This window comes from Lacinutrix cladophorae, from assembly GCF_053604645.1.
This window is the reverse complement of record NZ_JBSHNR010000121.1, coordinates 696,981-719,843: the sequence shown is the minus strand read 5'-3', so window position 1 is coordinate 719,843 and position 22,863 is coordinate 696,981. Positions and strand designations below refer to the sequence as shown.

Genomic DNA, 22,863 nt, shown 5'->3' with positions numbered 1-22,863 from the left:
TTTAATTTTTTGAAAAAATGAAAAAAATAATTTATTTAATAATGCTGCTAGGTGTATTTAACACTTATGCACAAATATCCTGGCAAGGAGGGAACAATCCCGAAGAAACAGATGCCGCCACTATACTTTTTGATAAAACAGGAACAGGTTTAGAATCTTATTCTGGAACCATCTATGCACACACAGGAGTAACTATAGACGATAGTTCAGATTGGCAAAACGTTATTGGTAGTTGGGGAAATAATACAACACAACCTGCTTTAACTCTAGTTTCTGGAAACATATATAAACTAGACTTAACTTCAACAATTAGAAATTTCTATAACTATACTGGTGCTGGAACAGTAACTGCTATTAATATTGTACTTAGAAGTGCGGATGGCACACAACAAACTACAGATTTACAAATAGCTGTCGGTTCTTTTCAAGTTACTATGATAAACCCTAGTGATAGCAATAGCACTATAGCTGTAAATTCAGGAGCTGGCACACAAATTCTAGCACAAAACACTAATGGGAATGCGTCATACGAATTAAAAGCAAATGGAGCTACCATAAATACAACAACTACTTCATTTTACAGTTATTTTATATCTGGTATTACGGAGAACCTTAATTGTGAACTAATTGTAACACAAGGCAGTGCTTCCGTATCTAAATATTTTAACATATTAGTAAATAACACCCAAAGTCAAACACTACCAAGTGGTTTAGAAAATGGAATAAATTACACAAGTAATACTTCAGCAACACTTGTTTTAGAAGCTCCTAACAAAGATTTTGTATACGTAGCAGGAAGCTTTAATAACTGGAATCCTGATGCTAATTATGCCATGAAAAAAGATACTGCTTCCGATAAATTCTGGTTAGAAATTACAGGTTTAACAAGTAACCAGATTGAAACGTATCAATATTGGGTAGTAGACCAAACTCCTATTACTAATTCCCCTGCAATGGTAAAAACCGCAGACCCGTTTTCAACCTTAGTATTATCCCCTTTTGATGATCCTTGGATTTCTTCAACAACGTATCCAAATTTACCTGTTTATCCATCTGGACAAGAACGGGAAGTAACAGTTTTACAGACTGGGCAAGTAGATTATCCTTGGGTAGTTACAGATTTTGAAAAACCTAAAAAAGAAGATTTAGTAATCTACGAAGTATTAATTAGAGATTTTGATGAAGACATGAATTATCAAGACCTAATTGACAAAATAGATTATTTTAAAAACTTAAATGTAAACGCAATTGAGTTGATGCCTATCATGGAGTACGAAGGAAATGAAAGCTGGGGATACAACACTTCTTTTCACATGGCGTTAGATAAATTTTATGGTACAGAAAATAAACTTAAAGAGTTTATAGACTTATGTCACCAAAATGGTATCGCTGTAATTTTGGATGTAGCACTAAATCATGCATTTGGTAGAAACCCAATGAATAGAATGTGGATGGAGGATGCAGATGGCGATGGTTGGGGAGAACCAAGTAGCGAAAACCCATATTTTAATCAAGTAGCACAACATAGTTATAGTGTTGGTTCCGATTTTAATCACCAATCTACTCTAACACAATATTATGTAGAACGAGTGGTTAAACATTGGATCGAAGAATTTAAAATTGATGGTTTCCGTTGGGATTTAACTAAAGGATTTACTCAAAATGCCGAAGGAAGTGAAACGAATACCAATGCTTATCAAGCAGATCGTGTTGCTATTTTAAAAGAGTATGCAGATTACTCTTGGTCTTTAGATGAAACACATTATGTTATTTTTGAACATTTAGGTTTTGGAGGAAGCGCACAAGAAGAAACAGAGTGGGCGAACTACAGACTTAATGAAAGCGTATCAAAAGGTATTATGCTTTGGGGGAAATTAACAAATCCTTATAACCAATTAACAATGGGTTATAACTCTGATAATAACTTTGACGGAATGGGCCATGTTAGTAGAGGCTTTAATGCTCCTAGATTAGTTGGTTATGCAGAGAGTCATGACGAAGAACGCTTAATGTACAAAAACGTACAATATGGTAATGCTTCTAATACTTCGCACGATGTAACAGATTTAAATACTGCAATCTCAAGAATGTCTGCTTTAGGTGCTGTAAGTTTAACCATTCCTGGCCCTAAAATGATTTGGCATTTTGGGGAGTTAGCTATGGAAAACTCCATATTCACTTGTAATAATGGAACCGTGAATGATCCAGATTGTAAATTAGACACAAAACCTCAACCACAATGGGTAAACAACTGGGATACGGATCCTATTAGAAGTCAAGTGTACAACGATTGGTCTAGAATAAATGCATTAAAAATAAATGAGCCGGTTTTTGAAGGTGATTATACAATTACTTCAGGAAATTTAACGCCACGTATTGATATTTTTGATACTTCTATTCCAACTACACAATTAAGAAACGTTATTGTTTTAGCAAACTTTGATGTAGTTGCCCAAACTGTTAATACTAGCTTCCCTTCTAGTGGAACTTGGTACGATTTAATGGATGAAACTGGTAACACTACAATTGAATCAACTGTTGCAACCATTAATATACCAGCAGGACAATTTAGAATTTTTGGTAACCATGCTTCTACTTTAAGTATTGATGACTTGGAAAATGTTTCCGATTTAAAGCTACACCCAAACCCAACAAAAAATTCATTTAAATTAAATAAAGAGGTTACAGATGTTCAAATATTTGATATTTCAGGAAAACTAGTAAAAGAATACAAAGGCGATTTTTCTAAAAACGCATCTTTTAATATATCCGAAATATCAAAAGGCATGTATCTAGTTAAAGTTAAAAACATGTTAGAACAAATAAGCACCACTAAACTAATTAAATTTTAATCCCTAAATAAAATTTAATTTTATATTCTAACATAAAAGCGCAACCAGTTTTCTGGATTGCGCTTTTTTTATTAAAGAACTAAAGTCTATAGGTTTACTGCAATTGTTTTTGTACGAAAACTTGTTTTATCTTTACTTTTAATTCTTTCCAATAATAACTTGGCAGCCTCTTTACCAATCTCTTTAGCGTTTTGATTTATTACAATAAGAGATGCATCATATTTTAATTGCATTTCATTACAAAACCCAGCTATAGATATATTACTGTCCTCTTTTTGCAACTTATTAGTTAACAGAATAGCATGTAAAACACTTTTTTCATTTAAACCAAAAACCCCATCAACACTAGTATCTTTTTTTAATAATTCTTTTAGCTTCTGCTTCAACCCTTTAGATCTTTCATCGGTAATAACCGTACATTTTACAATGGACTTATGTTTTTCTATTGCAGCTTCAAATCCTTTTTGTCTTAAATTTAAATGATGTAGATTATTCATTTTTGAAGTGATAACTATATGCTTACAACCTCTATTTTTTATAAGAAATTCTGTTGCATCAAAAGCAGCTTGAAAATCATCAGTTATTACTTTATCACATTCCAACTCATCACATATCCTATCAAACATAACTATAGATGTTCCATTATCTAACAATGTTTTAATATGTTGGTATTTCTTTTTTTGTTCCGCTTCTTTAGAAATACAAATAATTAATCCATCAACAAAACCACTGGACATAACCGATATATTTTTGGTTTCCTTTTCTATTAGATCATTAGAGATCGATGTAATTAGTTTATATCCATTATCATCTAAATACGTTTCTACTCCAACTAAAACCTTTGCATAAAACGGATTTAAAATATTTGGTATAATTAAACCTATCGTACTTGTCGTTCCTTTTCTAAAACTAGATGCAAAACTATTTGGAGTATAATTATTTGCTTTTGCGTATTCTAAAACTCTCTTTTTTGTTTGAACACCAATTTCTGGACTATCGGAAAGTGCTTTAGATACTGTAGAAACCGAAATCTCTAAAGCTTGAGCAATAGAAGCTAATGTTGTTCTGTTTGTTTGCATTTTACTTAGGTTTTAATACTTAAAAAATTCTTTTTAACTAATACTGTCCAATTTTAGTTAGTAAAAATACTTCTTTTATTTCTTTTTATAACAGTATAGCTTTTTCAAAAAGAAAAAACCAAACAGCAAATTATATAAAAAAAGCCTCTCTGTTTAGAGAAGCTTTTTATTTGTACAGGCGGAGAGACTCGAACTCTCACACCTCGCGGCACTAGATCCTAAGTCTAGCGTGTCTACCAATTCCACCACGCCTGCAACTTTTCCGATAATTTCGGATTGCAAATATAAACAATACTTTGAATATTCATAACATCTAAATAAAGAAAATTATCTCCCTTTTTGTACTTTTACAAAAACCGTTAATTTATTATGCAAAATATTAAAAAATATATCGATCAAAATAAAGATAGATTTCTAAACGAATTAATAGAACTGCTTAAAATACCGTCTATTAGTGCTGATTCCGCTTATAAAAAAGACGTACTTAAAACAGCCGACGAAATTAAATCAAGTCTTGAAAAAGCAGGTTGTGAAAACGTAGAAATTTGTCAAACCAAAGGATATCCTATCGTATTTGGCGAAAAAATTATGGACAAAAACCTGCCTACAGTTCTAGTTTATGGCCATTATGATGTGCAACCACCAGACCCAATTAACCTATGGGATTCTCCTCCATTTGAACCTGTGATTAAAAAAACAGAACTACATCCTGAAGGTGCTATCTTTGCTCGTGGTGCTTGCGATGACAAAGGACAAATGTATATGCACGTTAAAGCCATGGAGCTTATGACGCAAACCAACCAATTACCTTGCAACGTAAAATTCATGATTGAAGGAGAAGAAGAAGTTGGTAGTGCAAGTTTAGCCGATTTTGTAAAAGAAAACCACGAAAAATTAAGTAACGACGTTATTTTAATTTCCGATACAGGAATGATTGCAAAAGAGGTTCCTTCTATAACTACCGGATTACGTGGGTTAAGCTATGTAGAAGTTGAAGTTACAGGACCTAATAGAGACTTACACTCTGGTTTATATGGTGGTGCAGTTGCAAACCCAATAAACATATTAACTAAAATGATTGCTTCCTTACACGATAAAAACAATCACATTACTATTCCTGGTTTTTACGATAAGGTTGAAGAACTCAGTAAAGAAGAAAGAGCAGAAATGGCAAAAGCACCATTCTCTTTAGAAAACTATAAAAAAGCTTTAGATATTGATGCTGTATATGGCGAAGATGGCTACACTACCAACGAAAGAAACTCCATAAGACCAACCCTAGACGTAAACGGAATTTGGGGAGGTTACACTGGCGAAGGCGCAAAAACAGTAATTGCAAGCCAGGCATTTGCTAAAATATCGATGCGTTTAGTACCTAATCAAGATTGGGAAGAAATCACCCAACTCTTTAAAAATCACTTTGAAAGCATTGCTCCTAAAGGCGTTAAAGTAAAAGTAACACCACATCATGGTGGTCAAGGCTACGTGACACCAATAGACAGCATTGGCTACAAAGCTGCAAGTAAAGCCTATGCAGATACTTTTGGAAAAACGCCTATACCACAACGTAGTGGAGGAAGTATTCCTATTGTTTCCCTTTTTGAAAAAGAATTAAAAAGCAAGACTATTTTAATGGGATTTGGTTTAGATAGCGACGCAATTCACTCGCCAAACGAACATTTTGGTGTTTGGAATTATTTTAAAGGCATTGAAACAATTCCTCTTTTTTACAAATATTTCACAGAATTATACAAGTAATATTTGGGTGTTACCACCTTTTACTTTTAAGTAAGTAAAAGGTGGTCGCGCTTTTCATTATATCTTTTTTTACCATATATGGTAGCAAAAAAAGGATGCCATTACAATCGCTAACACGAGCCAATTAAACATTTATATGAAAAACAATCACATAAATCATTTATTAGAGCTCACCTTTGCAACTTTTCTTATAAGTACTTCTGGTGTTTTAGGCAAATACATCGATATGCCTAGCGAAATACTAGTTTGGTGGCGTAGTGCATTAGCACTAGTTATCCTTTTTGCTTATTGTAAATACAAAAAGCTAAACCTTCATATAAACTCTAAAAAAGACACATTGCCTTTTTTTATAAGCGCTTTTTTTATGGGTGCACATTGGATCACCTATTTTTATGCCCTCAAATTATCTAATGTAGCTCTAGGAATGCTTTCCCTTTACACATTCCCTATACTTATTGCTCTATTAGAACCTTTATTTATTAAAGTAAAATTCGACCCAGTACATATCGCTTTAGGAATACTCGTGTTATTAGGGATTTATTTTCTAGCACCAAATTTTAATTTACAAAACACGCAGGTTAAAGGTATTTTATTTGGTCTACTTTCTGCTTTTTGCTATGCAATTAGAATACTAATATTAAAGCAACATATTTCTAAATATAATGGCACCGTTTTAATGTTGTATCAATTACTCATATTAACAATTATTATGTCGCCAATCTTATTTTTTATGGACACTGATAATATAAAAACAGAATATCCTTATGTTATTTTACTAGCTCTAGTAACTACAGCAATAGGACACACCTTATTTATTAAAACTTTAAAATATTTTAGCGTAAGTACAGCAAGTATAATTAGTAGTATACAACCTGTTTTCGGAATACTTCTAGCCTTCTTGTTTTTAAACGAAACACCTACACTTAACACCTACATTGGTGGCACTTTAATTATTACTACTGTTATTATAGAAAGTGCTCGTTCAAAACAAAAAAAACGTGTTTAATCTTTTATTATTTTAGAAAGCTGCAACTTATTATTTGTTTTTATTTTCAAGAAATAAACACCATTAGATAATGCACTTAGGTTTAGCGTTGTTTTAATTTTAATAGCACTTTCTTGCAGTATTAGTTTTCCATTAATATCATATAATTCAATTTCTAATCCTTCAAAAGAACCAATGTTTTCAATAACTAGATTCGTCTTAACGGGATTAGGATAAAATGCAATTTCCGTATTCTTAAATGTCTCTAAACTTAAAGAATTAAAATCAAAAGAATTACTTGTTTCTATACAAGAACCCAAAGTAATTTCTACGGCATAACTTCCATTCATTACTGGTGTAAAACTTTGGTTTGTTTCTCCTAAAATAGCAGTACCTGTGTCTATATTTATCCATTGATAAGAAGCGCCATTTTGTAAAGCAGTTAATACATTTCCACTTTGGCTTACCGAATTAGTTACATTTACTAATCCTGCTTTAGTTACCATGTACCCCATAATTAACTTAGACAACGCATGATAATACGGGAAATTTAAGGTATTATACGTGTCACCTGAACTATGATAATATGGTGTTTCATCATCGGTTTCCCATGATTCACCAACTAAAACAGCAGAATAACCTTGGTTCCAAAATCTAGAATGATCACTTGCTGAAGTTCCTGGATTTACAACATTAACTTGTAAAGAGAAACCATATTCTGGAGTATTTAAAATAGAAATAAGATCATCTTTCATTTCTAAAGAGTTAGCAACATCTCTAACATCTATATCAAAATTATTGTCATTATTTCCATCATATCCCATCATATCAATATTTAAAACGCCTAGAATATTGTCGTTGTTAGCGGCAGCTTGATTTGCGTAATATCCTGCTCCTACAAGACCTATTTCTTCTTCATCCCAAAGTGCATAAACAATCGTATTATCTAAACATTGTGTCGATAATATTCTTGCAATTTCTAATACTGTTGCAGTTCCAGATGCATTATCATCGGCACAATAAGCAGCAACCGAATCGTAATGTGCACAAATAATATAAATGTTATCTGGATTTGTTTTTCCTAGTTGTGTTGCTATAATATTTCTCCTTCCTGCTTCTCCATTTATAAACTGATTAACAACATTTAAATGATCTAACTTATCTAATTTTTGAAATAGATAATCTGCAGCAAGTTCATTGTTCGATTGTACTCTGCTAGATATAGTAACTTCATTACCATTTACTATGGTGGTTTGTTCTCCAGAAAACTCCCTTAAAGTGAGTTGTAAAGAATCTAAATCCATTTGATTAATTACCTCTGTAATTGTTTGACCATATACAAAAGAGCTAAAACACAATAAACAAACAAGAATAAAGTATGCCTTTTTCATAGAATAAATTGCAATAATTTCACGTGTAAAGGTAATGCAATAATTATTATTTCGACTCTACACTTGTAGAATCAAATTATATTCTCTACATTTGTAGAGAACATTCTAAACATGTAGAGATGCAATTATCAAAAACAGAAGAGGATTTAATGAATTACCTCTGGAAGCTTGAGAAAGCTTTTATGAAAGATTTGCTAGAAGCTTATCCAGATCCTAAACCAGCAAACACCACAGTTGCAACACTATTAAAACGTATGACAGATAAAGGGTTTATTGATTATACTCTTTTTGGAAATTCACGAGAATATTTTCCGCTAGTAAAGAAAAAAGACTATTTCTCTAAACATGTAAACGGATTAATAAAGAACTTTTTTAACGATAGCAGTTCGCAATTCGCATCGTTTTTCACTAAAGAAACCAATCTATCTAAAAAAGAATTAGAAGATTTAAGAAGCATTATAGATCAAGAAATAAAAAACAAATAGTCATGGAAATCGTACTATTAAAATCCAGTATATGTTTGCTTGCTTTTATTGCTTTCTATAAAGTATTTTTAGAAAGAACAAGTAACCATCAATTTAAGCGTATTTACCTATTAGGTGTTGTATTGGTTTCAATTACCATTCCTTTTATAACTTTTGTAGAATATATAGAACCTCAAAATGCATTAACCAATATTTCAGAAGTAACAGGTTTTTCTGAAAGCCAAAACCCAATCCTAAAAGAGCCAACAAACTATTTACCAATAGTGTTATGGAGCATTTACGGATTAGGAGTTTTATTATTTTTAATACGATTTGTGTACAACTTATCGCAAATAGCCTTAAAAATAAGGAGAAATCCGAAGCAAAAAACAAACAATTTTACACGTGTTTTATTGAAAGATTTAATAATACCACATACCTTTTTTAGTTACATTTTTTTTAATAAAACCAAATTTGAAAATAACGAAATACCAAAAGAAGTTTTACTTCATGAGCAAACACACGCCAAACAAAAACACAGTTTAGACATACTGTTTATAGAGGTCTTACAAATACTATTTTGGTTTCACCCTTTGGTCTATTTAATAAAGAAAGACATCAAACTAAACCATGAATTTTTAGCAGACCAAGCAGTTATTAACAAAGGCATAGAAAGCACTAATTATCAAAAAATATTGCTATCGTTCTCATCAAACCAGCAAACATTAACCTTAGAACACGCTATCAATTATTCATCCATCAAAAAACGATTTACAGTTATGAAAACACAAACATCCAAACAAACCTTTTGGCTTCGTAGTTTATTACTACTGCCATTATTAGCAATCTTAATTTTCAGCTTTAGCACAAAAAAACAGATAGAGAAAGAAGCGGAAACAAAATCACAAATATCCAACGAGGCAATTAATAATTCAGAAAACTTAGAAATACGAATTACTAAAGACTTAAAAATTTCTGTAAATGACAGAGTTACATCTATTGAGAATTTACAAAACATGCTTAATGAGTTCCATAATCATTTAACTTTTAATGAAAAGCAAAATTTAGTTCTCGTTGAAATTAAATTAGAAGATAATATTGAAATGGGATTTTTTACCGATGTAAAAGAACAGTTAAGAGCTTCTGGGTATTTAAAACTAAATATCACACCTAGACATCCTTCAACCCAAAAGCAAGATAAAGCAACACCTAAACAACTTGCAGAATACAACAAACTTGCAAAAAAATACAACAATCAACCAGAAGGCAAAAGATTTATCGAACGTAAAGACGTTGAAAAATTAGAATATATATATAGTTTAATGACTGAAAAGCAAAAGACAGAAGCTGAACCTTTTCCAAACTTTCCTTCTCCACCTCCAGTACCTAAAGTAAAAAAAGGAGAAGTAAGTAACATTCCACCTCCACCACCTCCAATTCCAGGTGATGCAACGGAAGAAGAAAGAGCGGAATACGAGAAAATTTATGAAGAGTACAATCGGAAATACGAGATTAAAAATGGTCACGTTTCTGAAAGAATGGTTTCTCCTCCACCTCCACCTCCACCTCCAATTCCTGGTAATGCAACAGAAGAAGAAAGAGCAGAATACGAGAGAATTCATGAAGAGTACAATCAGAAATACGAGGTTAAAAATGGTCACGTTTCTGAAAGCATGATTCCACCACCTCCACCTCCAAAACCCCCTCTAGATCATGCTATAGAAATGGCAAAAAAAGATGCCAATTTTTATTTTGAAGGAAAAAAAATTACTTCCGACGAAGCTATTGCGATATTGAAAAAGGACACCGACTTAAGCATCTCTACACAAACAAAAGGTTTACAAAAACCAATGGTAAACATTACAACACAACCTGTTATTACAGATGCTAACGGAAAAGTAATTACTAAAATAGAAACATTACAAGACGTAAAATCAAATCCTAAAAAAGACAGAAATGGCTATGTCGATATACATGGCACCACTTATTTCTATACTGTTAAAAACGAGAAAACAACATACTTTAATAGATATGGGAAAAAAGTAAACGAAAAAGGAGAACTTATTAATTAGTTGCCAACAATATTCATTAAAATCTGTGTGCGATTCGTGTTTGGTGTAATTTTCATCAAAATAAAATATTATGGCTAGACAAAGTATCTCATTTACAAAACCAAATGATGAATGGCTTAAAAATCAAGTTAACAATAAAGAATACTCAAGTAAAAGTGAATTAGTCAACGATTTAAATAGACAAGCTAAAAGCCAACAAGTTCAAATTGATTGGATTAAGGCTAAACTCGTAAGAGCTGAAAATAGCGGATTTACTTCGGATAGTAAAGCCCAAATTCTTAAACAATCCAAGGACTTAATCAATGGCTGAGTTTAGAATAAGTAATACTGCAAAAGAGGACTTAATCAGAATTCATCATTACGGAGTTAAAAAAATTGGAATTACTCAAGCGGATAAATACTTTGACTCTTTTTTGAGTATTTTGGGATAATTGCTCAAAGACCTTTTTCATTTGAATCGGTTGATTTTCTAGAAAGGATATAGACGTTGTGTGTATGTGTGGATCTGATAGTATCTTCTATAAAATAAATGAAGATACCGTAGATATAATGACAATTGTTGGAAAACAAAATTTAGATAATACCCTATAAAAAACACAGTTGCTAACACTGTGTTTTTTTATTGCTTGGTTCTAGCTTACTTAGATACTTAAGAGCGTTCTTAACGTATTTCTTATAACTAGGCCTTATATGTTTTAAAAACATGTAGGGTCTTTTTTTTAAACTCAAACTGTAACAAAAAGCACCTTTTAGCGTTCTAATAACCTAGTCATCAATCAAAATCAATCACATCATGTTAAAACATTTCTTTATTATCTGCTCTGGAGCAGATACCAATATTATAAAAGATTGCTCGAATGGAGAGCAAAACAAATATGCAGGAATTGGAGCAACCGTTTTTTTTACTGCAGTTATGGCTTTTATAGCTTCTAGTTATGCGCTATTTACAGTTTTCGACTCTATATATTCTGCGCTATTTTTTGGTTTAATTTGGGGTTTACTTATTTTTAATTTAGATCGTTTTATTGTGTCTACCATAAAAAAAAGAGACCGTTTTATGGATGAATTTATTCAAGCTTCCCCAAGAATTCTACTAGCAATTATTATAGCAATAGTAATTTCTAAACCTTTAGAATTAAAGATTTTTGAAAAGGAAATCAACCAAGTACTTTTAGAACAAAAAAACGAATTAACACTAGCTAACCAAGATCAAATTGCTTTACAATTTACTCCAGAAATAGCAACTTTAGAAAATAACATTACAGCTTTACAAAGCGAAATAGACACCAAAGAAATCGAAGTAAATGCATTATATGCTGTTTTTATTAACGAAGCCGAAGGAACTGCAGGAACCAAACTTTTGGGGAAAGGTCCTGTGTATAAAGAAAAACGTGACAAACACGATGCTGCTTTGGCAGAATTACAAGAATTAAAAACCACAAACAAAGAGAAAATTGCAACTTCTGAAGCACAAATAACGCAGCTAAAAACAGATTACGAAACACAAGTCGCGACTACACAACCAATTATTGATGGTTTTGATGGTTTAATGGCTAGAGTAAATGCCTTAAACACATTGCCTTGGCTACCAAGTTTATTTATATTTCTACTATTTTTAGCTATTGAAACTTCTCCAATTATCGCTAAACTACTTTCTCCAAAAGGAGAATACGATTTTAAATTTGAAAATCAAGAACATAAGATTAGAACCTGGACAACACAACAAGTAAGTCAAGAAAAAATGATGCTTCAAGCAGATAATGCTATAAACGATAAAGTATATAAGGACATTACAGAAGAGGAAGAATTATACACGTACAAAAAGAAAATGGCTCGCGAACTAATGAAAAAACAACAAGAAGCTTTTTATACAAAGCAAACAAAGATTTTATAGCTTGTGTTTTTTATAATGCGCTTTCACATCTTTGGGTTTATAAACTATAGTTGTAGAAATCGGGTGTTTGTCTAATAGACTTTCTGGTCTAATTGGTCTTGGTGAAAAATTGCCACCACAATTAGGACATATTTTTTTAAAAACCTCTTCTGCACATGCTTTACAATACGTACACTCAAAAGTACAAATCATTGCATCTTCGGCATTATGAGGTAATGCTTTGTTACAATGTTCGCAAGTTGGTCTTATTTCTAACATGTGTATTTTTTAGAATAAAGTTGCGTTAAGGATAGAAACGACATCCTTTTTTTCGTTAGTTATCGAGTTTTGTGAAGCATGAACAAAATATATCGAGAACAAGTAAAAAAGATAAAGTGGATAGCCTGACCTTTAGGTAACGCCATTATATATATACTAAATTTTCTTTACATATTCTGTAATAATAACGATTTGAGTTGGGCCAACTTTACCTTCAATATAAGTTTCGTTTTCGCGATCTAAACGAATATTCCTAACTGCTGTACCCTGTTTTGCAACCATACTAGATCCTTTTACTTTAAGATCTTTTATTAAAACAACAGAATCTCCTGTTTCAAGAATTACACCGTTTACATCTCTGTGTATTAGTTTTCCTTCTTCGTCTTCACCTTCTCCTGTTGCTTTTGCAAACTCTAAAACATCTTCCTCAAGATACATCATATCTAACAAATCTTGTGGCCAACCTTCTTTTCGTAAACGCGATAACATTCGCCATGCTGCAACTTGTACTGCTTGGTGTTCGCTCCACATACTATCGTTTAAACAACGCCAATGATTTGGATCTGTTGTGTCTGGGTTTTCTATTTGACCTTCGCAAATTTTACAAATAGTTAATGTGTCTTTTATGCTTTGGTCTTTTTTTGGCGCTAAAGTATATAATTGTAAATGTTCTTCGTTTTTACATAATTCACACTTACCATCTGCTCTTTTACTCAATTCTCTTTCTAAACTCATAAGTATATTTTAAAAAACAAATGTACATTTATTATAACAGTACAACAAGAAGATGTATACTATCTCTTGTTGAATAATAGAAGAGGCTTATGCGACTTTATTAGAGATTAAAGTATTAGATAATTTATCCTTACCAAAACCAATAATAGATAGTTTTTTGTTTTTTGAAAGTGCTTCGTTGTGTAATTGCGCAATGGCAACTACGCCTTGATTATCAATATTAGTTACCCCTTGCAAGTTTAATATAACATCGTCTTTATGGTTAAAAACGTCTTTTAATTCACTTTTAAAAATTGGGATATTCATTTTTATAAGGTTTCCTTTTACCTTATATATATTGTTGGTATTTGTAATAATAAGTTTCATGGCTTTTTTATTTAATAATAGAATTGGTGCTATAATCGACTATGCATTATTAATTAGGCTGCATCTATAGTTGTAACATGATCGAATATTTCTTTGCTTCCTACACCTGTAATAAAAAAAGGCTTATGAGCTTTTAAAGATTGTTTGTAGATATCCTCGAAGGCAGAAACACCTTCTCGATCAATACTCTTAAGTTCGTTGATATTAATAACTAACTCATTAGTAGTATTAAAAATATTTTTGAAATAAATTTGAAATTTTTTTACGCTTTTTTTATCAAGTACTCCTGTAACTTTAAACGTATTTAGTGAATTTGTGATTTCTAGTGCCATCTTTTTTTAATTAAATTATAAAATGTTAAGCGCTATTAATCGATGTAAATATGTAATTTATTATTAGTTACACCTAAAATGTTCGATGAAATGCGGTATAAATTGTTGAACACAAAAAATCGTAATCTTATTCATGCATTATATTAAGGAATCGCGAAGTTTTTTAGATAACCCTTTAACTACCATATCATAGGAGTGATCCACGAGTTGGATTACAAATGGAGTTTGCAGTTCGTTTTGGTGTAATTGTATGGTATTCCAGTGTTTTTTGCTCATGTGGTAACCTGGTTCTATACTTTGGTATTCTGCACGAAGTTCTTGCGCATAATCGGGATCACACTTTAAATTTACAGATGGAGTTCCTGCTTCCCAACCTTTTAATGAAGTTAAGACAAACATTTTATCTAGTACTTTAAACACTAATGTTGTTTCATCGAAAGGAAAATGTTCTGTAACTCCTTTTTTACGCAAACAATATTCACGAAGCTGTTCTATATGCATGCTTATTCTTCAATTTTCTTTACTGGACTTTCTTCTAATTTTAAAGCAGAATAGTCTAGTTTCCAACCAATGGTTTCAACAATACTTTCCATTAAAGAAATGGTTTGTAATGCTTCTTTTTTTGCCGCTAGCATTAAACCACTTTCTGGGACTTTATCTAAAATATGTTGTTTGGCTTCTTGGTTTAATTCGGTTAAATCGGAAGCTTCAAATTTATTAAAGTAACCATCTTTTTTATCGTAATAATTTAAATTGGTTTCTACAGACAGGACTTCTGGTTGCGGAAAATGCGCTAAAATAATTTTCTTATTTTCGTTATCTGCTTCTAGTTGTATTTTACTTAAATCGTAACCAACATATGCTTTGGCATTAATAACCACTAATGCTTTTTTTCTACTATTGACCATCTTTAAGAAACGTTCTTTTACATCTTCATAGTGGTAAATTTCTGCAAAATCACCTTCAACAGTAATAAATTTACATACGGTTTTTACTTTATCTAACAACAGTAGAGATTGTGAGTTTACCAGTTGTTTATTTTTAAATGATTTAAAATAAGTAACAACTCCTAAACTTGCTAATATTCCTATAATAATTCCTAAAAAGGCTTCCATTAATTTAATTGGTTTTATTCTTTAACAAGCAATTTATGTACCAAAAATCACTCGTTTAAAAGTGCATACAAAATTGGTTTACTTGGTGAAGCATCATTTTCAAAAGGTGCTATTTGTAAATTTAAAAAATAGGTGCCATCGGTTACATTATTTGGCACAAAAATAAGCTCTGTTATGGTTGCTTTTAATCTTAATTTTCCTTTTGTATTCCAAAAAGCATTATGTGCTAAAAGCTTACCATCATCTTTTTCCTTATCTATACTTGGTAAATCTATAAGTAAATGTTCTACTCCTTTTTCTCTTAAATATATTGCAGCATCTTCTAACAAATAAGGTGGATTAGTATGCGAATATTGTGCAGACAACTTCTCTTTAGTATTAGATAAAGTTCGTATTACTACAGCTTTTCTTTTTTTGTTTCCCAAGGCAAATTGGATTTGTTTTTTTGAAATTACAAAATCCTCTCCAAGTTTTTCAGGAGCAACGGTTATTACTTCGGCTAAAAAGAAAAACTTTTTTAAATTCGTATTTACAGAGTGTACTTTTTCTACAATATGACCAACACATTCGGTATGTGTACCATGTGCATGTGGATTAAAACATATATTATTAAAATTAATACTTGCACCTTCTTTTACACTTGCTATCCAACCATTATCTTGAACTGGCTCTATAGTTGGTTCATCTAAATACCAAGCATTTACATTGTTTTTAGATGCTATTAGTGGAATAGAAATGTCTAATGGTTTCGAAAAATCTATCTTATATTTTTTTGAATTGGTTTCTATAGTTGCTATCATACCCAAATATACTAAATCATAAAGAGTTCGGAAGCAATTCCATCGACTAAAAATTTACCTTTTTGAGTTGTTTTTAGGAAAGATTCTTCGACAAGCTCGGAAGGATCGCTTGTAATATTTACTAATCCTTCGGCAATATATTTTTGTGAAGTTTGCAACAAATGCTTTTTATATTCTGTTCCAAAATCGTTTTCTACCTTTTGTAAAGAAACGCCCCAAATGGTTCGTAATCTGGTCATAACGTATTCGTTGTATCGGTCTGAAACACTTAATTCCTCTATGGTATTTGGAAGCATATTATTTTGAATTGCTTCTATGTATTTGCTATTATTTGAAACATTCCAACTACGTTGTGTTTGGTGAAATGAATGTGCCGAAGGACCAATACCTAAGTATTTTTTTCCTTCCCAATAACTTGTATTGTGTTTTGAAAAATAGTTAGGTTTCCCAAAATTAGAAATTTCATAATGTATAAAACCTTGCTTTTGAGTTTCTGCCACCAAACAATTAAAATGCTGTAATGCTAAGTCTTCATCCATTGGTGGATAATTCCCTTTTTTAATAAAAGTAGCTAATGCTGTTTTAGGTTCTACCGTTAAAGCGTAGCTTGAAATGTGATTTATTCCAAACTGAAATGCTTTATTTAAGTTTTTTTGCCACTTATCTATTGACATATTTGGAATTCCATAAATCAAGTCAATTGTAATATTATCGTAATATTGCGTTGCATATTTTAAACACTTTTCTGCTTCTTCTGCATTATGTGCTCTATTCATGCTTATTAAGTCATCTTGAAAAAAAGATTGTACACCAATACTCAATCTATTGATTGGTGTTTTAGAGAGTTGGATAATTCTTTCTTTGGTTAAATCGTCTGGATTTGCTTCTAATGTTATTTCTGGATCTTTGGAAACCTTAAAATTTTTATAAATAGATGTTATTAATAAAAGAAGTTCCTCATTGGTAAGTAATGACGGTGTTCCTCCTCCAAAATAAATAGTTTCTACTACTTGATTTTCTAGTTCATTTTTACGAAGCTGTAACTCTGTAATTAGTGTTTGAATGAGTTCGTCTTTCTTCTTCATAGAAGTAGAAAAATGAAAGTCGCAATAATGACATGCTTGCTTGCAAAATGGTATGTGAATGTAGATGCCGCTCATTTTAGTATTTAGTAGCAGTTATTATATTTAATTAGCATTCTAGAAATAAAAACAAATTAATCTAACGCTTGTAACAGTTTATGGTTAATTTACAATACTATACTTGTAACGATTACTGGCTACTTAATTCGATCTTCATTCTGTTTTACAAAACTGTCCCAGCCAGAATAACTTTTACCGACAGTAATTTTCCCTGAATTATAAAAATGGCAAACCGCTGCTGCCAATCCATCTGTTGCATCTAAGTTTTTAGGTAAAGTTTTTAATCCCAACATACTTTGCAACATTTTAGCTACTTGTTCTTTACTCGCATTACCATTTCCTGTTACTGCCATTTTTATCTTTTTTGGCAAGTACTCTGTAATAGGTATTTCTCGCGAAAGTCCAGCTGCCATTGCAACCCCTTGTGCTCTACCAAGCTTAAGCATACTTTGTACATTCTTACCAAAAAAAGGTGCTTCGATAGCTATTTCGTCTGGATGGTGAGTATCTATTAGCTCGATGGTACGTTCAAAAATAAGTTTCAGTTTTAGATAATGGTCTTTGTATTTTTTTAAATCTAATTCATTTAACTGCAAGAATTCCATTTTTTTATTTCTGACTCTTATAAGGCCGAAACCCATAATTGTAGTTCCTGGATCAATTCCTAAAATAATTCTATCTTCACTCATTATTCACAATAATAACAACCACTTAATGAAATAGAAATACCAACTGTTGCAGTTAAGAGGTTTCCGTTAAAAGTTCCAAATCCGTCAACGACATTATCATAATCGCCACTAAATGCATAAATGTATGATGTGTCTAAGAAAACAGACAATCCTTGTGAAATTCCATAATGAAACTCTAAACCAGCCATGGCATTAAGAAAAGATTCTTTGTTATTGGTATACTCTGCTAAAGGTTTTACAAAAGTAAACCCTGGTCCTGCATGCGCCATTATAGCATAATTTTGAGGCAAACGAATTAAACTTCCTAGGTCGTAAACCACTTGTGCATTTATTCTAGAATAATTAACTTTAAAATCGGGAGAGTTACTAGCATTAGATAATCGATTATAACCAAAATCTAATTTAGCCCCCAAATTTCTACTAAACATACGTTGCAAACCAATGTGTACTGTTGGAAAATTTATAGGTTTTGCTTCGAAAGTCGAAACAAATGCGGTTTGGCTAGGGCTATTAATTCCTACTGCAAATTGTGCTTTCCAAGTGCTGGTTTCACTTTGTGAAAAACCCGAAAAGCAAAAGAAACTTAAAAGCAATACGAATATGAAGGTCTTAAATGTTTTATTTGGTATTATCATAAAGCAATATTGTGTTAATTTGTGCATTTTAGCACAAAATGTATAAGGCACTACCATACAAAACTAAACAATTCTTTTTTGTACTTATTAAATTAAGTATTGTAATTGGTGCTTTTTATTTTATTTACAACAAACTAACGACAAACAACAATTTAGATTTTAGTGAATTTGTTTCTTTTTTAAACAAAAACAACATTTTTTCATTAAAAACCATCTTAATTTTACTGTTTTTAAGCATTTTAAATTGGATTTTAGAAAGTGTAAAATGGCAAATCTTAGTGAACTCTATAAAAAAAACATCTTTTTATGAAGCCTTAAAACAAAGCTTAGGTGCTTTAACAGCATCCATCTTTACACCAAATAGAATTGGTGATTATGGAGCAAAAGCTTTATATTTTACTTCTCTATATAGAAAACGAATTGTGCTTTTAAATCTTATTGGCAACTTAACACAAATGACCATCACTGTGCTTTTTGGTGCTTTTGGCTTGTACTTTTTTGTAACAGAATACCAAATAGAGCTTAACCTTTTAAGAATATCTAGATTTCTCATTATTATTGTTATAGCTTTTGGCTTTACTATTATTGGAGTAAAACAAAAACGCTTTAAAATAAAAGGGTTCGCTATTGAAAAAGTTATAAATTTCATTAAAAACCTAGCATTAAAAACAATAGTCTATAGTTTTATATTGTCACTTTTAAGATACTTAGTTTTTTCGTTTCAATTTTACTTTTTACTTCGTGTTTTTGGTGTTGAAACATCCTATTTTCATGCTATGGTTGCTATAACAAGTATGTATTTAATCGCTTCTGTAATTCCGTCAATATTTATTTTTGACATCCTCATTAAAGGAAGTGTCGCTGTTTATATTTTCACAACTGTTGGCGTAAACGAATTTACCATATTAAGTATTGTACTGCTTATGTGGATTTTAAATTTCGTATTACCAAGCATACTTGGGAGCTTTTATGTGCTTACCTTTAAACTTCCAAAAAACAAAACCACATGATCCTTTTACTTTTTATTGGCATCACACTCGTTTACATATTTTTAATAGGAATTTTGGCCTTTGGTTTTGACAAAGTAAAGCGCTTTGCCATGGAAGACTTGGAAGCTAAGACTAGCTTTTCTGTGGTTATTCCGTTTAGGAATGAAGCTGAAAATTTGCCTTCACTTTTAAAATCGTTGGAAGCTTTACAATACCCAAAACATTTGTATGAAATTATTTTGGTTAATGATGCATCGGAAGATAATTCGGTAACTATTATTGAAAAGGTACTCGACACCAATTTACGTAAAGATAAATTCACTAGAAATCCTATAAAAATTATTAATAATTTACGGGAAAGTGATTCGCCAAAAAAAGACGCCATAACATCTGCAATACAAATTGCAAAATACGATTGGATAATTACTACAGATGCCGATTGTATTTTACCAAAGTTTTGGCTAGATACCTTTGATGCTTTTATTCAAAAAAGGGACGCCGATTTTATAGTAGCTCCAGTTACGTATAGCAAGGCAAAAACTTTTCTAGACCGCTTTCAATTACTAGATTTTTTAAGCCTTCAAGGTGCAACTATTGGTGGTTTTGGAATACAGAAACCTTTTTTATGTAACGGCGCAAATTTAGGATATAGAAAAGATTTTTTTAAAACGGTTCAAGGATTTCATGGCAATACCAATATTGCAAGTGGCGACGATATTTTCCTTCTTGAAAAAGCATTAAAACAGGATGCAAAAAAAGTGCATTATTTAAAATCGGAACATGTAATTGTAACCACAGAAGCTGTTAAAAACTTTAAAGATTTGGTATCTCAACGTGTACGTTGGGCTTCTAAATCTGCTAGCTATAAAAATAACTTTGCAAAAGTTGTTGGTCTCTTGGTTTTACTAATGAATGCCTCCCTTATTTGTCTATTAACTTTATGTATAACAGGCATATTTAATGTTAAAGTATTATTGTATTTATTTTTAATAAAATGCAGTATCGACTTTTTATTACTCTTTAAAACACTTCGTTTTTATAAACAAAAAACCTTTTTACCTTCTTTTATTTTTAGTTGTTTTCTGTATCCTTTTTTTAGTGTTTACGTCGTTTTTGTTTCGGTTTTTTCTAATTACAAATGGAAAGGTAGAGCCTTTAAAAAATAAGATTTGTACCGTATATATTTTGTAGATTTACCATGATAAATGAAACCATATGCGTTTAGATAAAACATCGAATCCTGCTTTTACAAATTTCTTTTGGAACGACAGAAAATCTTCCTCAGCAAAAATGACAGTTTCTGGTATATTTATGAAATCGCTTTTTTGTATTGCAATTATTGCTGCAATAACGGTATTTATTTGGAAACTATATAGTTCGGGCTGGGATATCGAATGGTTTCTTTATGGCGGAATTATTGCATCTATAATTATAAGTATCACTATCTCTTACAAACACGGTTGGGCACCTTTTCTTGTGCCTTTATACGCTATAGCTAAAGGTTGTTTTCTAGGTGGAATAAGTAGTTTTGCACATGCTAAATTTCCTAATATGCCTTACCAAGCAATTGGTGTTACTATTATAACTTTTTTCACGATACTTTTTCTATATCAAACTAGAATTATTACAGTTACTCAAAAACTAAAAAGTATTATTATTACTGCTGCATCAAGTATCTTTTTAGTGTATATTATTTCGTGGGTTTTAAGCTTTTTTGGAATTCAATCTTTTATTTGGGGAACTTCATTAATTGCAATTGCATTTAATGTGATTGCTGCTTTTGTTGCATCATTAACGCTGCTTTTAGATTTTCAATATATTGAACGACAAAAAAACAAAGCGCCTAAAAGTAAAGAATGGCTTGCTACTTGGGGTCTTTTAGTATCTTTAGTCTGGTTGTATGTCGAGATTTTGAGACTAATGAAAAAATTAGCTATTCGGTATTAGTACTCGGCAACTACAGACAAGAAGGTAGAATTTAAAAAAAACTAATCTACCTGAATTTGAATTGGCAAAGTAAACTGTGTTTTTACTTGTTGACCACGTTTAATTGCTGGATATATTTCTGGTAAAAAATCTAAGCTCTCATATAATAAATCTTCAATATTTGGTATTTCAACTAAAGTTATAGAATCGATTTTTGCATCCATAAGATGCAGTTCTCCAGTTTCAGAAATTTGAAAATGCACTAAAATGGTATCTTGAATGTCTTGAGTAACGACTATTTTTTGTGAAGTTAAATTCTTGTAAATAGCTGCTGTTAGCGTATTTTGAAAACAGACTTTCTTACTTTCTTGATTGGAAGAAGTAGAACAAGTTTTAAAAGTTGGGTAAACATCAACATCCCTCCAATTAAACGTTTGTAATTCTTCTTCAAGAATAGCTTCGGAAGATGTTTTCTTCACATTAAAATAGTTACAGGAAGTAACTACTAAGAATAATAAAAAAAGCAGGATTCTTTGCATATATTAAAGAAAACCGAAAAATACAATTTATTATTGAATGTTGTTATTTCTTAACCACAAACATACTAGAATGCGTTTTAGAGCCTTGTTTTATTTTTAAAACATAAACACCATCTTCTAGCTTTTCTACATTAATAGTTTTAATAAGCTGATTTTTTATATGGTAGTTTTTATCATCATAAAAACGTACGCCATTTAAGTTAAAGATTTCAAAATCATAATTTCCTTCGATTGCTGTTTTAAACTCTATGTTTAAATTAACAGATGCCGGATTGGGGTAAACAACAATATTCTCTTCTAAATTAAAAGAATCACAACAAACTTCTTCTTGTACTTTTTTAGAATTTCGATACCCTAATTTAATGTTTTTTGTAAGTGTTCTACCTTCGCTTAAAACTTTAAACTCTAGAGTATCAAAAGGTTTGTGGGAAGCAATTATTTTTTTTGCTTCTGCCATTTTATTTACTTCTATGTTATTAATAGATAAGACAACATCTTCAATTAATAATTTGTTTACATCTGCAGCAGTATTTTCTAATACATTTAAAATAATAACACCTTTTTCTGTTTCTCTACCACAAGGGCCTCCAAACTGCACACCTAAATAAGCCTTTTCGTAAACAACTTTATCTATAGTACATGTTTTTTTACAATCTTTTTCTGACTGTGAAAATATTGGTGTTACGCAAAAAAAGAATCCAAATAAGAATAGTAAACTGTTTTTCATATTGCTAAGTAAATAAAAAAAGTTTTCTTATAAATAAAAAACTCCAAATTATTAAGATTTGCTAATTAAATGCAAAAAAACAGGTTTAAATGCCGCTCAATCCATCTAATTGTTT

At 31.2% G+C, this 22,863-nt stretch carries 24 protein-coding genes and 1 tRNA gene; 10 read left to right on the top strand and 15 right to left on the bottom strand.

The window, feature by feature from the left end:
* The first annotated feature begins 17 nt into the window (after positions 1-17).
* Entirely contained in the window at positions 18-2,852 is a 2,835-nt protein-coding gene (locus tag ACVC3Y_RS16220; RefSeq protein WP_452227447.1) for an alpha-amylase family glycosyl hydrolase, read from the top strand.
* Positions 2,853-2,938: 86 nt separating this feature from the next.
* Here the strand turns inward: ACVC3Y_RS16220 and ACVC3Y_RS16215 are convergent, their stop codons facing one another.
* Together ACVC3Y_RS16215 and ACVC3Y_RS16210 are read right to left on the bottom strand one after the other, a co-directional pair.
* Entirely contained in the window at positions 2,939-3,931 is a 993-nt protein-coding gene (locus ACVC3Y_RS16215; RefSeq protein ID WP_303420604.1) for a LacI family DNA-binding transcriptional regulator, read from the bottom strand.
* A gap of 173 nt (positions 3,932-4,104) precedes the next feature.
* A tRNA-Leu gene (locus ACVC3Y_RS16210) sits at positions 4,105-4,186 on the bottom strand.
* Between the two features lie 114 nt (positions 4,187-4,300).
* Between ACVC3Y_RS16210 and ACVC3Y_RS16205 the strand changes: the two genes are divergently transcribed.
* Positions 4,301-5,689, top strand: a complete 1,389-nt coding sequence (locus ACVC3Y_RS16205) for a dipeptidase (protein WP_452227446.1) — start codon at positions 4,301-4,303, stop codon at positions 5,687-5,689.
* Positions 5,690-5,825: 136 nt separating this feature from the next.
* Entirely contained in the window at positions 5,826-6,695 is an 870-nt protein-coding gene (locus ACVC3Y_RS16200; protein ID WP_452227445.1) for a DMT family transporter, read from the top strand.
* Here ACVC3Y_RS16200 and ACVC3Y_RS16195 read toward each other — a convergent pair.
* Positions 6,692-8,065, bottom strand: a complete 1,374-nt coding sequence (locus ACVC3Y_RS16195; RefSeq protein ID WP_452227444.1) for a M28 family peptidase — start codon at positions 8,063-8,065, stop codon at positions 6,692-6,694. The two genes, ACVC3Y_RS16200 and ACVC3Y_RS16195, sit on opposite strands and share 4 nt — an antisense overlap.
* A gap of 119 nt (positions 8,066-8,184) precedes the next feature.
* Here ACVC3Y_RS16195 and ACVC3Y_RS16190 point away from each other — a divergent pair, with 119 nt between their 5' ends.
* The 4 genes from ACVC3Y_RS16190 (at position 8,185) to ACVC3Y_RS16175 (ending at position 12,495) form a co-directional block, all read left to right on the top strand.
* Positions 8,185-8,550 (top strand): BlaI/MecI/CopY family transcriptional regulator, encoded by a 366-nt coding sequence (locus tag ACVC3Y_RS16190; RefSeq protein WP_303420613.1) that lies wholly within the window; start codon positions 8,185-8,187, stop codon positions 8,548-8,550.
* Between the two features lie 2 nt (positions 8,551-8,552).
* Positions 8,553-10,601 (top strand): M56 family metallopeptidase, encoded by a 2,049-nt coding sequence (locus ACVC3Y_RS16185; RefSeq protein WP_452227443.1) that lies wholly within the window; start codon positions 8,553-8,555, stop codon positions 10,599-10,601.
* Between the two features lie 70 nt (positions 10,602-10,671).
* Positions 10,672-10,911, top strand: a complete 240-nt coding sequence (locus ACVC3Y_RS16180) for a ribbon-helix-helix domain-containing protein (protein ID WP_452227442.1) — start codon at positions 10,672-10,674, stop codon at positions 10,909-10,911.
* Positions 10,912-11,394: 483 nt separating this feature from the next.
* Positions 11,395-12,495 (top strand): DUF4407 domain-containing protein, encoded by a 1,101-nt coding sequence (locus ACVC3Y_RS16175; RefSeq protein WP_303420619.1) that lies wholly within the window; start codon positions 11,395-11,397, stop codon positions 12,493-12,495.
* Here the strand turns inward: ACVC3Y_RS16175 and ACVC3Y_RS16170 are convergent.
* The 10 genes from ACVC3Y_RS16170 to ACVC3Y_RS16125 all read right to left on the bottom strand — a co-directional run bounded on the left by ACVC3Y_RS16170 (position 12,490) and on the right by ACVC3Y_RS16125 (position 18,567).
* Positions 12,490-12,753: a DUF1272 domain-containing protein gene (locus ACVC3Y_RS16170; protein ID WP_452227441.1), complete on the bottom strand. Its 264-nt coding sequence runs from the start codon at positions 12,751-12,753 to the stop codon at positions 12,490-12,492. The genes ACVC3Y_RS16175 and ACVC3Y_RS16170 overlap by 6 nt on opposite strands.
* Before the next feature lie 156 nt (positions 12,754-12,909).
* Positions 12,910-13,488 carry a PhnA domain-containing protein gene (locus ACVC3Y_RS16165; RefSeq protein ID WP_303420623.1) on the bottom strand — a complete coding sequence of 193 codons (579 nt, stop codon included), beginning with the start codon at positions 13,486-13,488 and terminating at the stop codon, positions 12,910-12,912.
* 87 nt (positions 13,489-13,575) lie between these two features.
* Positions 13,576-13,854, bottom strand: coding sequence for an STAS domain-containing protein (locus ACVC3Y_RS16160; RefSeq protein ID WP_303420624.1), 279 nt, complete (start codon positions 13,852-13,854; stop codon positions 13,576-13,578).
* A gap of 53 nt (positions 13,855-13,907) precedes the next feature.
* Positions 13,908-14,186 (bottom strand): STAS domain-containing protein, encoded by a 279-nt coding sequence (locus ACVC3Y_RS16155; RefSeq protein ID WP_303420626.1) that lies wholly within the window; start codon positions 14,184-14,186, stop codon positions 13,908-13,910.
* 138 nt (positions 14,187-14,324) lie between these two features.
* Entirely contained in the window at positions 14,325-14,687 is a 363-nt protein-coding gene (locus ACVC3Y_RS16150; RefSeq protein WP_452227440.1) for an MmcQ/YjbR family DNA-binding protein, read from the bottom strand.
* 2 nt (positions 14,688-14,689) lie between these two features.
* Positions 14,690-15,301 carry a DUF4230 domain-containing protein gene (locus ACVC3Y_RS16145; protein WP_303420630.1) on the bottom strand — a complete coding sequence of 204 codons (612 nt, stop codon included), beginning with the start codon at positions 15,299-15,301 and terminating at the stop codon, positions 14,690-14,692.
* 47 nt (positions 15,302-15,348) lie between these two features.
* Positions 15,349-16,101: a cyclase family protein gene (locus tag ACVC3Y_RS16140; protein ID WP_303420632.1), complete on the bottom strand. Its 753-nt coding sequence runs from the start codon at positions 16,099-16,101 to the stop codon at positions 15,349-15,351.
* A gap of 11 nt (positions 16,102-16,112) precedes the next feature.
* The gene (gene hemW / locus ACVC3Y_RS16135; protein WP_452227439.1) at positions 16,113-17,261 is read right to left on the bottom strand and encodes a radical SAM family heme chaperone HemW; all 1,149 of its coding nucleotides are present in this window, start codon (positions 17,259-17,261) and stop codon (positions 16,113-16,115) included.
* A gap of 119 nt (positions 17,262-17,380) precedes the next feature.
* Entirely contained in the window at positions 17,381-17,932 is a 552-nt protein-coding gene (gene ruvC / locus ACVC3Y_RS16130; protein WP_303420636.1) for a crossover junction endodeoxyribonuclease RuvC, read from the bottom strand.
* Entirely contained in the window at positions 17,932-18,567 is a 636-nt protein-coding gene (locus ACVC3Y_RS16125; protein ID WP_452227438.1) for an outer membrane beta-barrel protein, read from the bottom strand. The genes ruvC and ACVC3Y_RS16125 overlap by 1 nt, the downstream gene beginning before the upstream one ends.
* A gap of 38 nt (positions 18,568-18,605) precedes the next feature.
* On the opposite strand from ACVC3Y_RS16125, the gene ACVC3Y_RS16120 reads away from it, so the two are divergent.
* The 3 genes from ACVC3Y_RS16120 to ACVC3Y_RS16110 are packed head-to-tail and all read left to right on the top strand — an operon-like array spanning position 18,606 to position 21,503.
* Complete coding sequence (locus tag ACVC3Y_RS16120) at positions 18,606-19,577, top strand: lysylphosphatidylglycerol synthase domain-containing protein (RefSeq protein ID WP_303420640.1); 972 nt, start codon at positions 18,606-18,608, stop codon at positions 19,575-19,577.
* Positions 19,574-20,722, top strand: coding sequence for a glycosyltransferase family 2 protein (locus ACVC3Y_RS16115; RefSeq protein ID WP_452227437.1), 1,149 nt, complete (start codon positions 19,574-19,576; stop codon positions 20,720-20,722). The genes ACVC3Y_RS16120 and ACVC3Y_RS16115 overlap by 4 nt, the downstream gene beginning before the upstream one ends.
* Positions 20,723-20,771: 49 nt before the next feature.
* The gene (locus ACVC3Y_RS16110) at positions 20,772-21,503 is read left to right on the top strand and encodes a Bax inhibitor-1/YccA family protein (protein WP_452227436.1); all 732 of its coding nucleotides are present in this window, start codon (positions 20,772-20,774) and stop codon (positions 21,501-21,503) included.
* A gap of 41 nt (positions 21,504-21,544) precedes the next feature.
* Here the strand turns inward: ACVC3Y_RS16110 and ACVC3Y_RS16105 are convergent, their stop codons facing one another.
* The gene (locus ACVC3Y_RS16105) at positions 21,545-22,021 is read right to left on the bottom strand and encodes a hypothetical protein (RefSeq protein WP_452227435.1); all 477 of its coding nucleotides are present in this window, start codon (positions 22,019-22,021) and stop codon (positions 21,545-21,547) included.
* Positions 22,022-22,064: 43 nt separating this feature from the next.
* Positions 22,065-22,748, bottom strand: a complete 684-nt coding sequence (locus tag ACVC3Y_RS16100; protein ID WP_452227434.1) for a T9SS type A sorting domain-containing protein — start codon at positions 22,746-22,748, stop codon at positions 22,065-22,067.
* Positions 22,749-22,863: the final 115 nt, after the last annotated feature.

Coding starts and splice junctions, on each gene's coding strand:
- ACVC3Y_RS16220 (WP_452227447.1), top strand. CDS start 18: ATGAAAAAAATAATTTATTTAATAATGCTGCTAGGTGTATTTAACACT.
- ACVC3Y_RS16215 (WP_303420604.1), bottom strand. CDS start 3,931: ATGCAAACAAACAGAACAACATTAGCTTCTATTGCTCAAGCTTTAGAG.
- ACVC3Y_RS16205 (WP_452227446.1), top strand. CDS start 4,301: ATGCAAAATATTAAAAAATATATCGATCAAAATAAAGATAGATTTCTA.
- ACVC3Y_RS16200 (WP_452227445.1), top strand. CDS start 5,826: ATGAAAAACAATCACATAAATCATTTATTAGAGCTCACCTTTGCAACT.
- ACVC3Y_RS16195 (WP_452227444.1), bottom strand. CDS start 8,065: ATGAAAAAGGCATACTTTATTCTTGTTTGTTTATTGTGTTTTAGCTCT.
- ACVC3Y_RS16190 (WP_303420613.1), top strand. CDS start 8,185: ATGCAATTATCAAAAACAGAAGAGGATTTAATGAATTACCTCTGGAAG.
- ACVC3Y_RS16185 (WP_452227443.1), top strand. CDS start 8,553: ATGGAAATCGTACTATTAAAATCCAGTATATGTTTGCTTGCTTTTATT.
- ACVC3Y_RS16180 (WP_452227442.1), top strand. CDS start 10,672: ATGGCTAGACAAAGTATCTCATTTACAAAACCAAATGATGAATGGCTT.
- ACVC3Y_RS16175 (WP_303420619.1), top strand. CDS start 11,395: ATGTTAAAACATTTCTTTATTATCTGCTCTGGAGCAGATACCAATATT.
- ACVC3Y_RS16170 (WP_452227441.1), bottom strand. CDS start 12,753: ATGTTAGAAATAAGACCAACTTGCGAACATTGTAACAAAGCATTACCT.
- ACVC3Y_RS16165 (WP_303420623.1), bottom strand. CDS start 13,488: ATGAGTTTAGAAAGAGAATTGAGTAAAAGAGCAGATGGTAAGTGTGAA.
- ACVC3Y_RS16160 (WP_303420624.1), bottom strand. CDS start 13,854: ATGAAACTTATTATTACAAATACCAACAATATATATAAGGTAAAAGGA.
- ACVC3Y_RS16155 (WP_303420626.1), bottom strand. CDS start 14,186: ATGGCACTAGAAATCACAAATTCACTAAATACGTTTAAAGTTACAGGA.
- ACVC3Y_RS16150 (WP_452227440.1), bottom strand. CDS start 14,687: ATGCATATAGAACAGCTTCGTGAATATTGTTTGCGTAAAAAAGGAGTT.
- ACVC3Y_RS16145 (WP_303420630.1), bottom strand. CDS start 15,301: ATGGAAGCCTTTTTAGGAATTATTATAGGAATATTAGCAAGTTTAGGA.
- ACVC3Y_RS16140 (WP_303420632.1), bottom strand. CDS start 16,101: ATGATAGCAACTATAGAAACCAATTCAAAAAAATATAAGATAGATTTT.
- hemW (WP_452227439.1), bottom strand. CDS start 17,261: ATGAGCGGCATCTACATTCACATACCATTTTGCAAGCAAGCATGTCAT.
- ruvC (WP_303420636.1), bottom strand. CDS start 17,932: ATGAGTGAAGATAGAATTATTTTAGGAATTGATCCAGGAACTACAATT.
- ACVC3Y_RS16125 (WP_452227438.1), bottom strand. CDS start 18,567: ATGATAATACCAAATAAAACATTTAAGACCTTCATATTCGTATTGCTT.
- ACVC3Y_RS16120 (WP_303420640.1), top strand. CDS start 18,606: ATGTATAAGGCACTACCATACAAAACTAAACAATTCTTTTTTGTACTT.
- ACVC3Y_RS16115 (WP_452227437.1), top strand. CDS start 19,574: ATGATCCTTTTACTTTTTATTGGCATCACACTCGTTTACATATTTTTA.
- ACVC3Y_RS16110 (WP_452227436.1), top strand. CDS start 20,772: ATGCGTTTAGATAAAACATCGAATCCTGCTTTTACAAATTTCTTTTGG.
- ACVC3Y_RS16105 (WP_452227435.1), bottom strand. CDS start 22,021: ATGCAAAGAATCCTGCTTTTTTTATTATTCTTAGTAGTTACTTCCTGT.
- ACVC3Y_RS16100 (WP_452227434.1), bottom strand. CDS start 22,748: ATGAAAAACAGTTTACTATTCTTATTTGGATTCTTTTTTTGCGTAACA.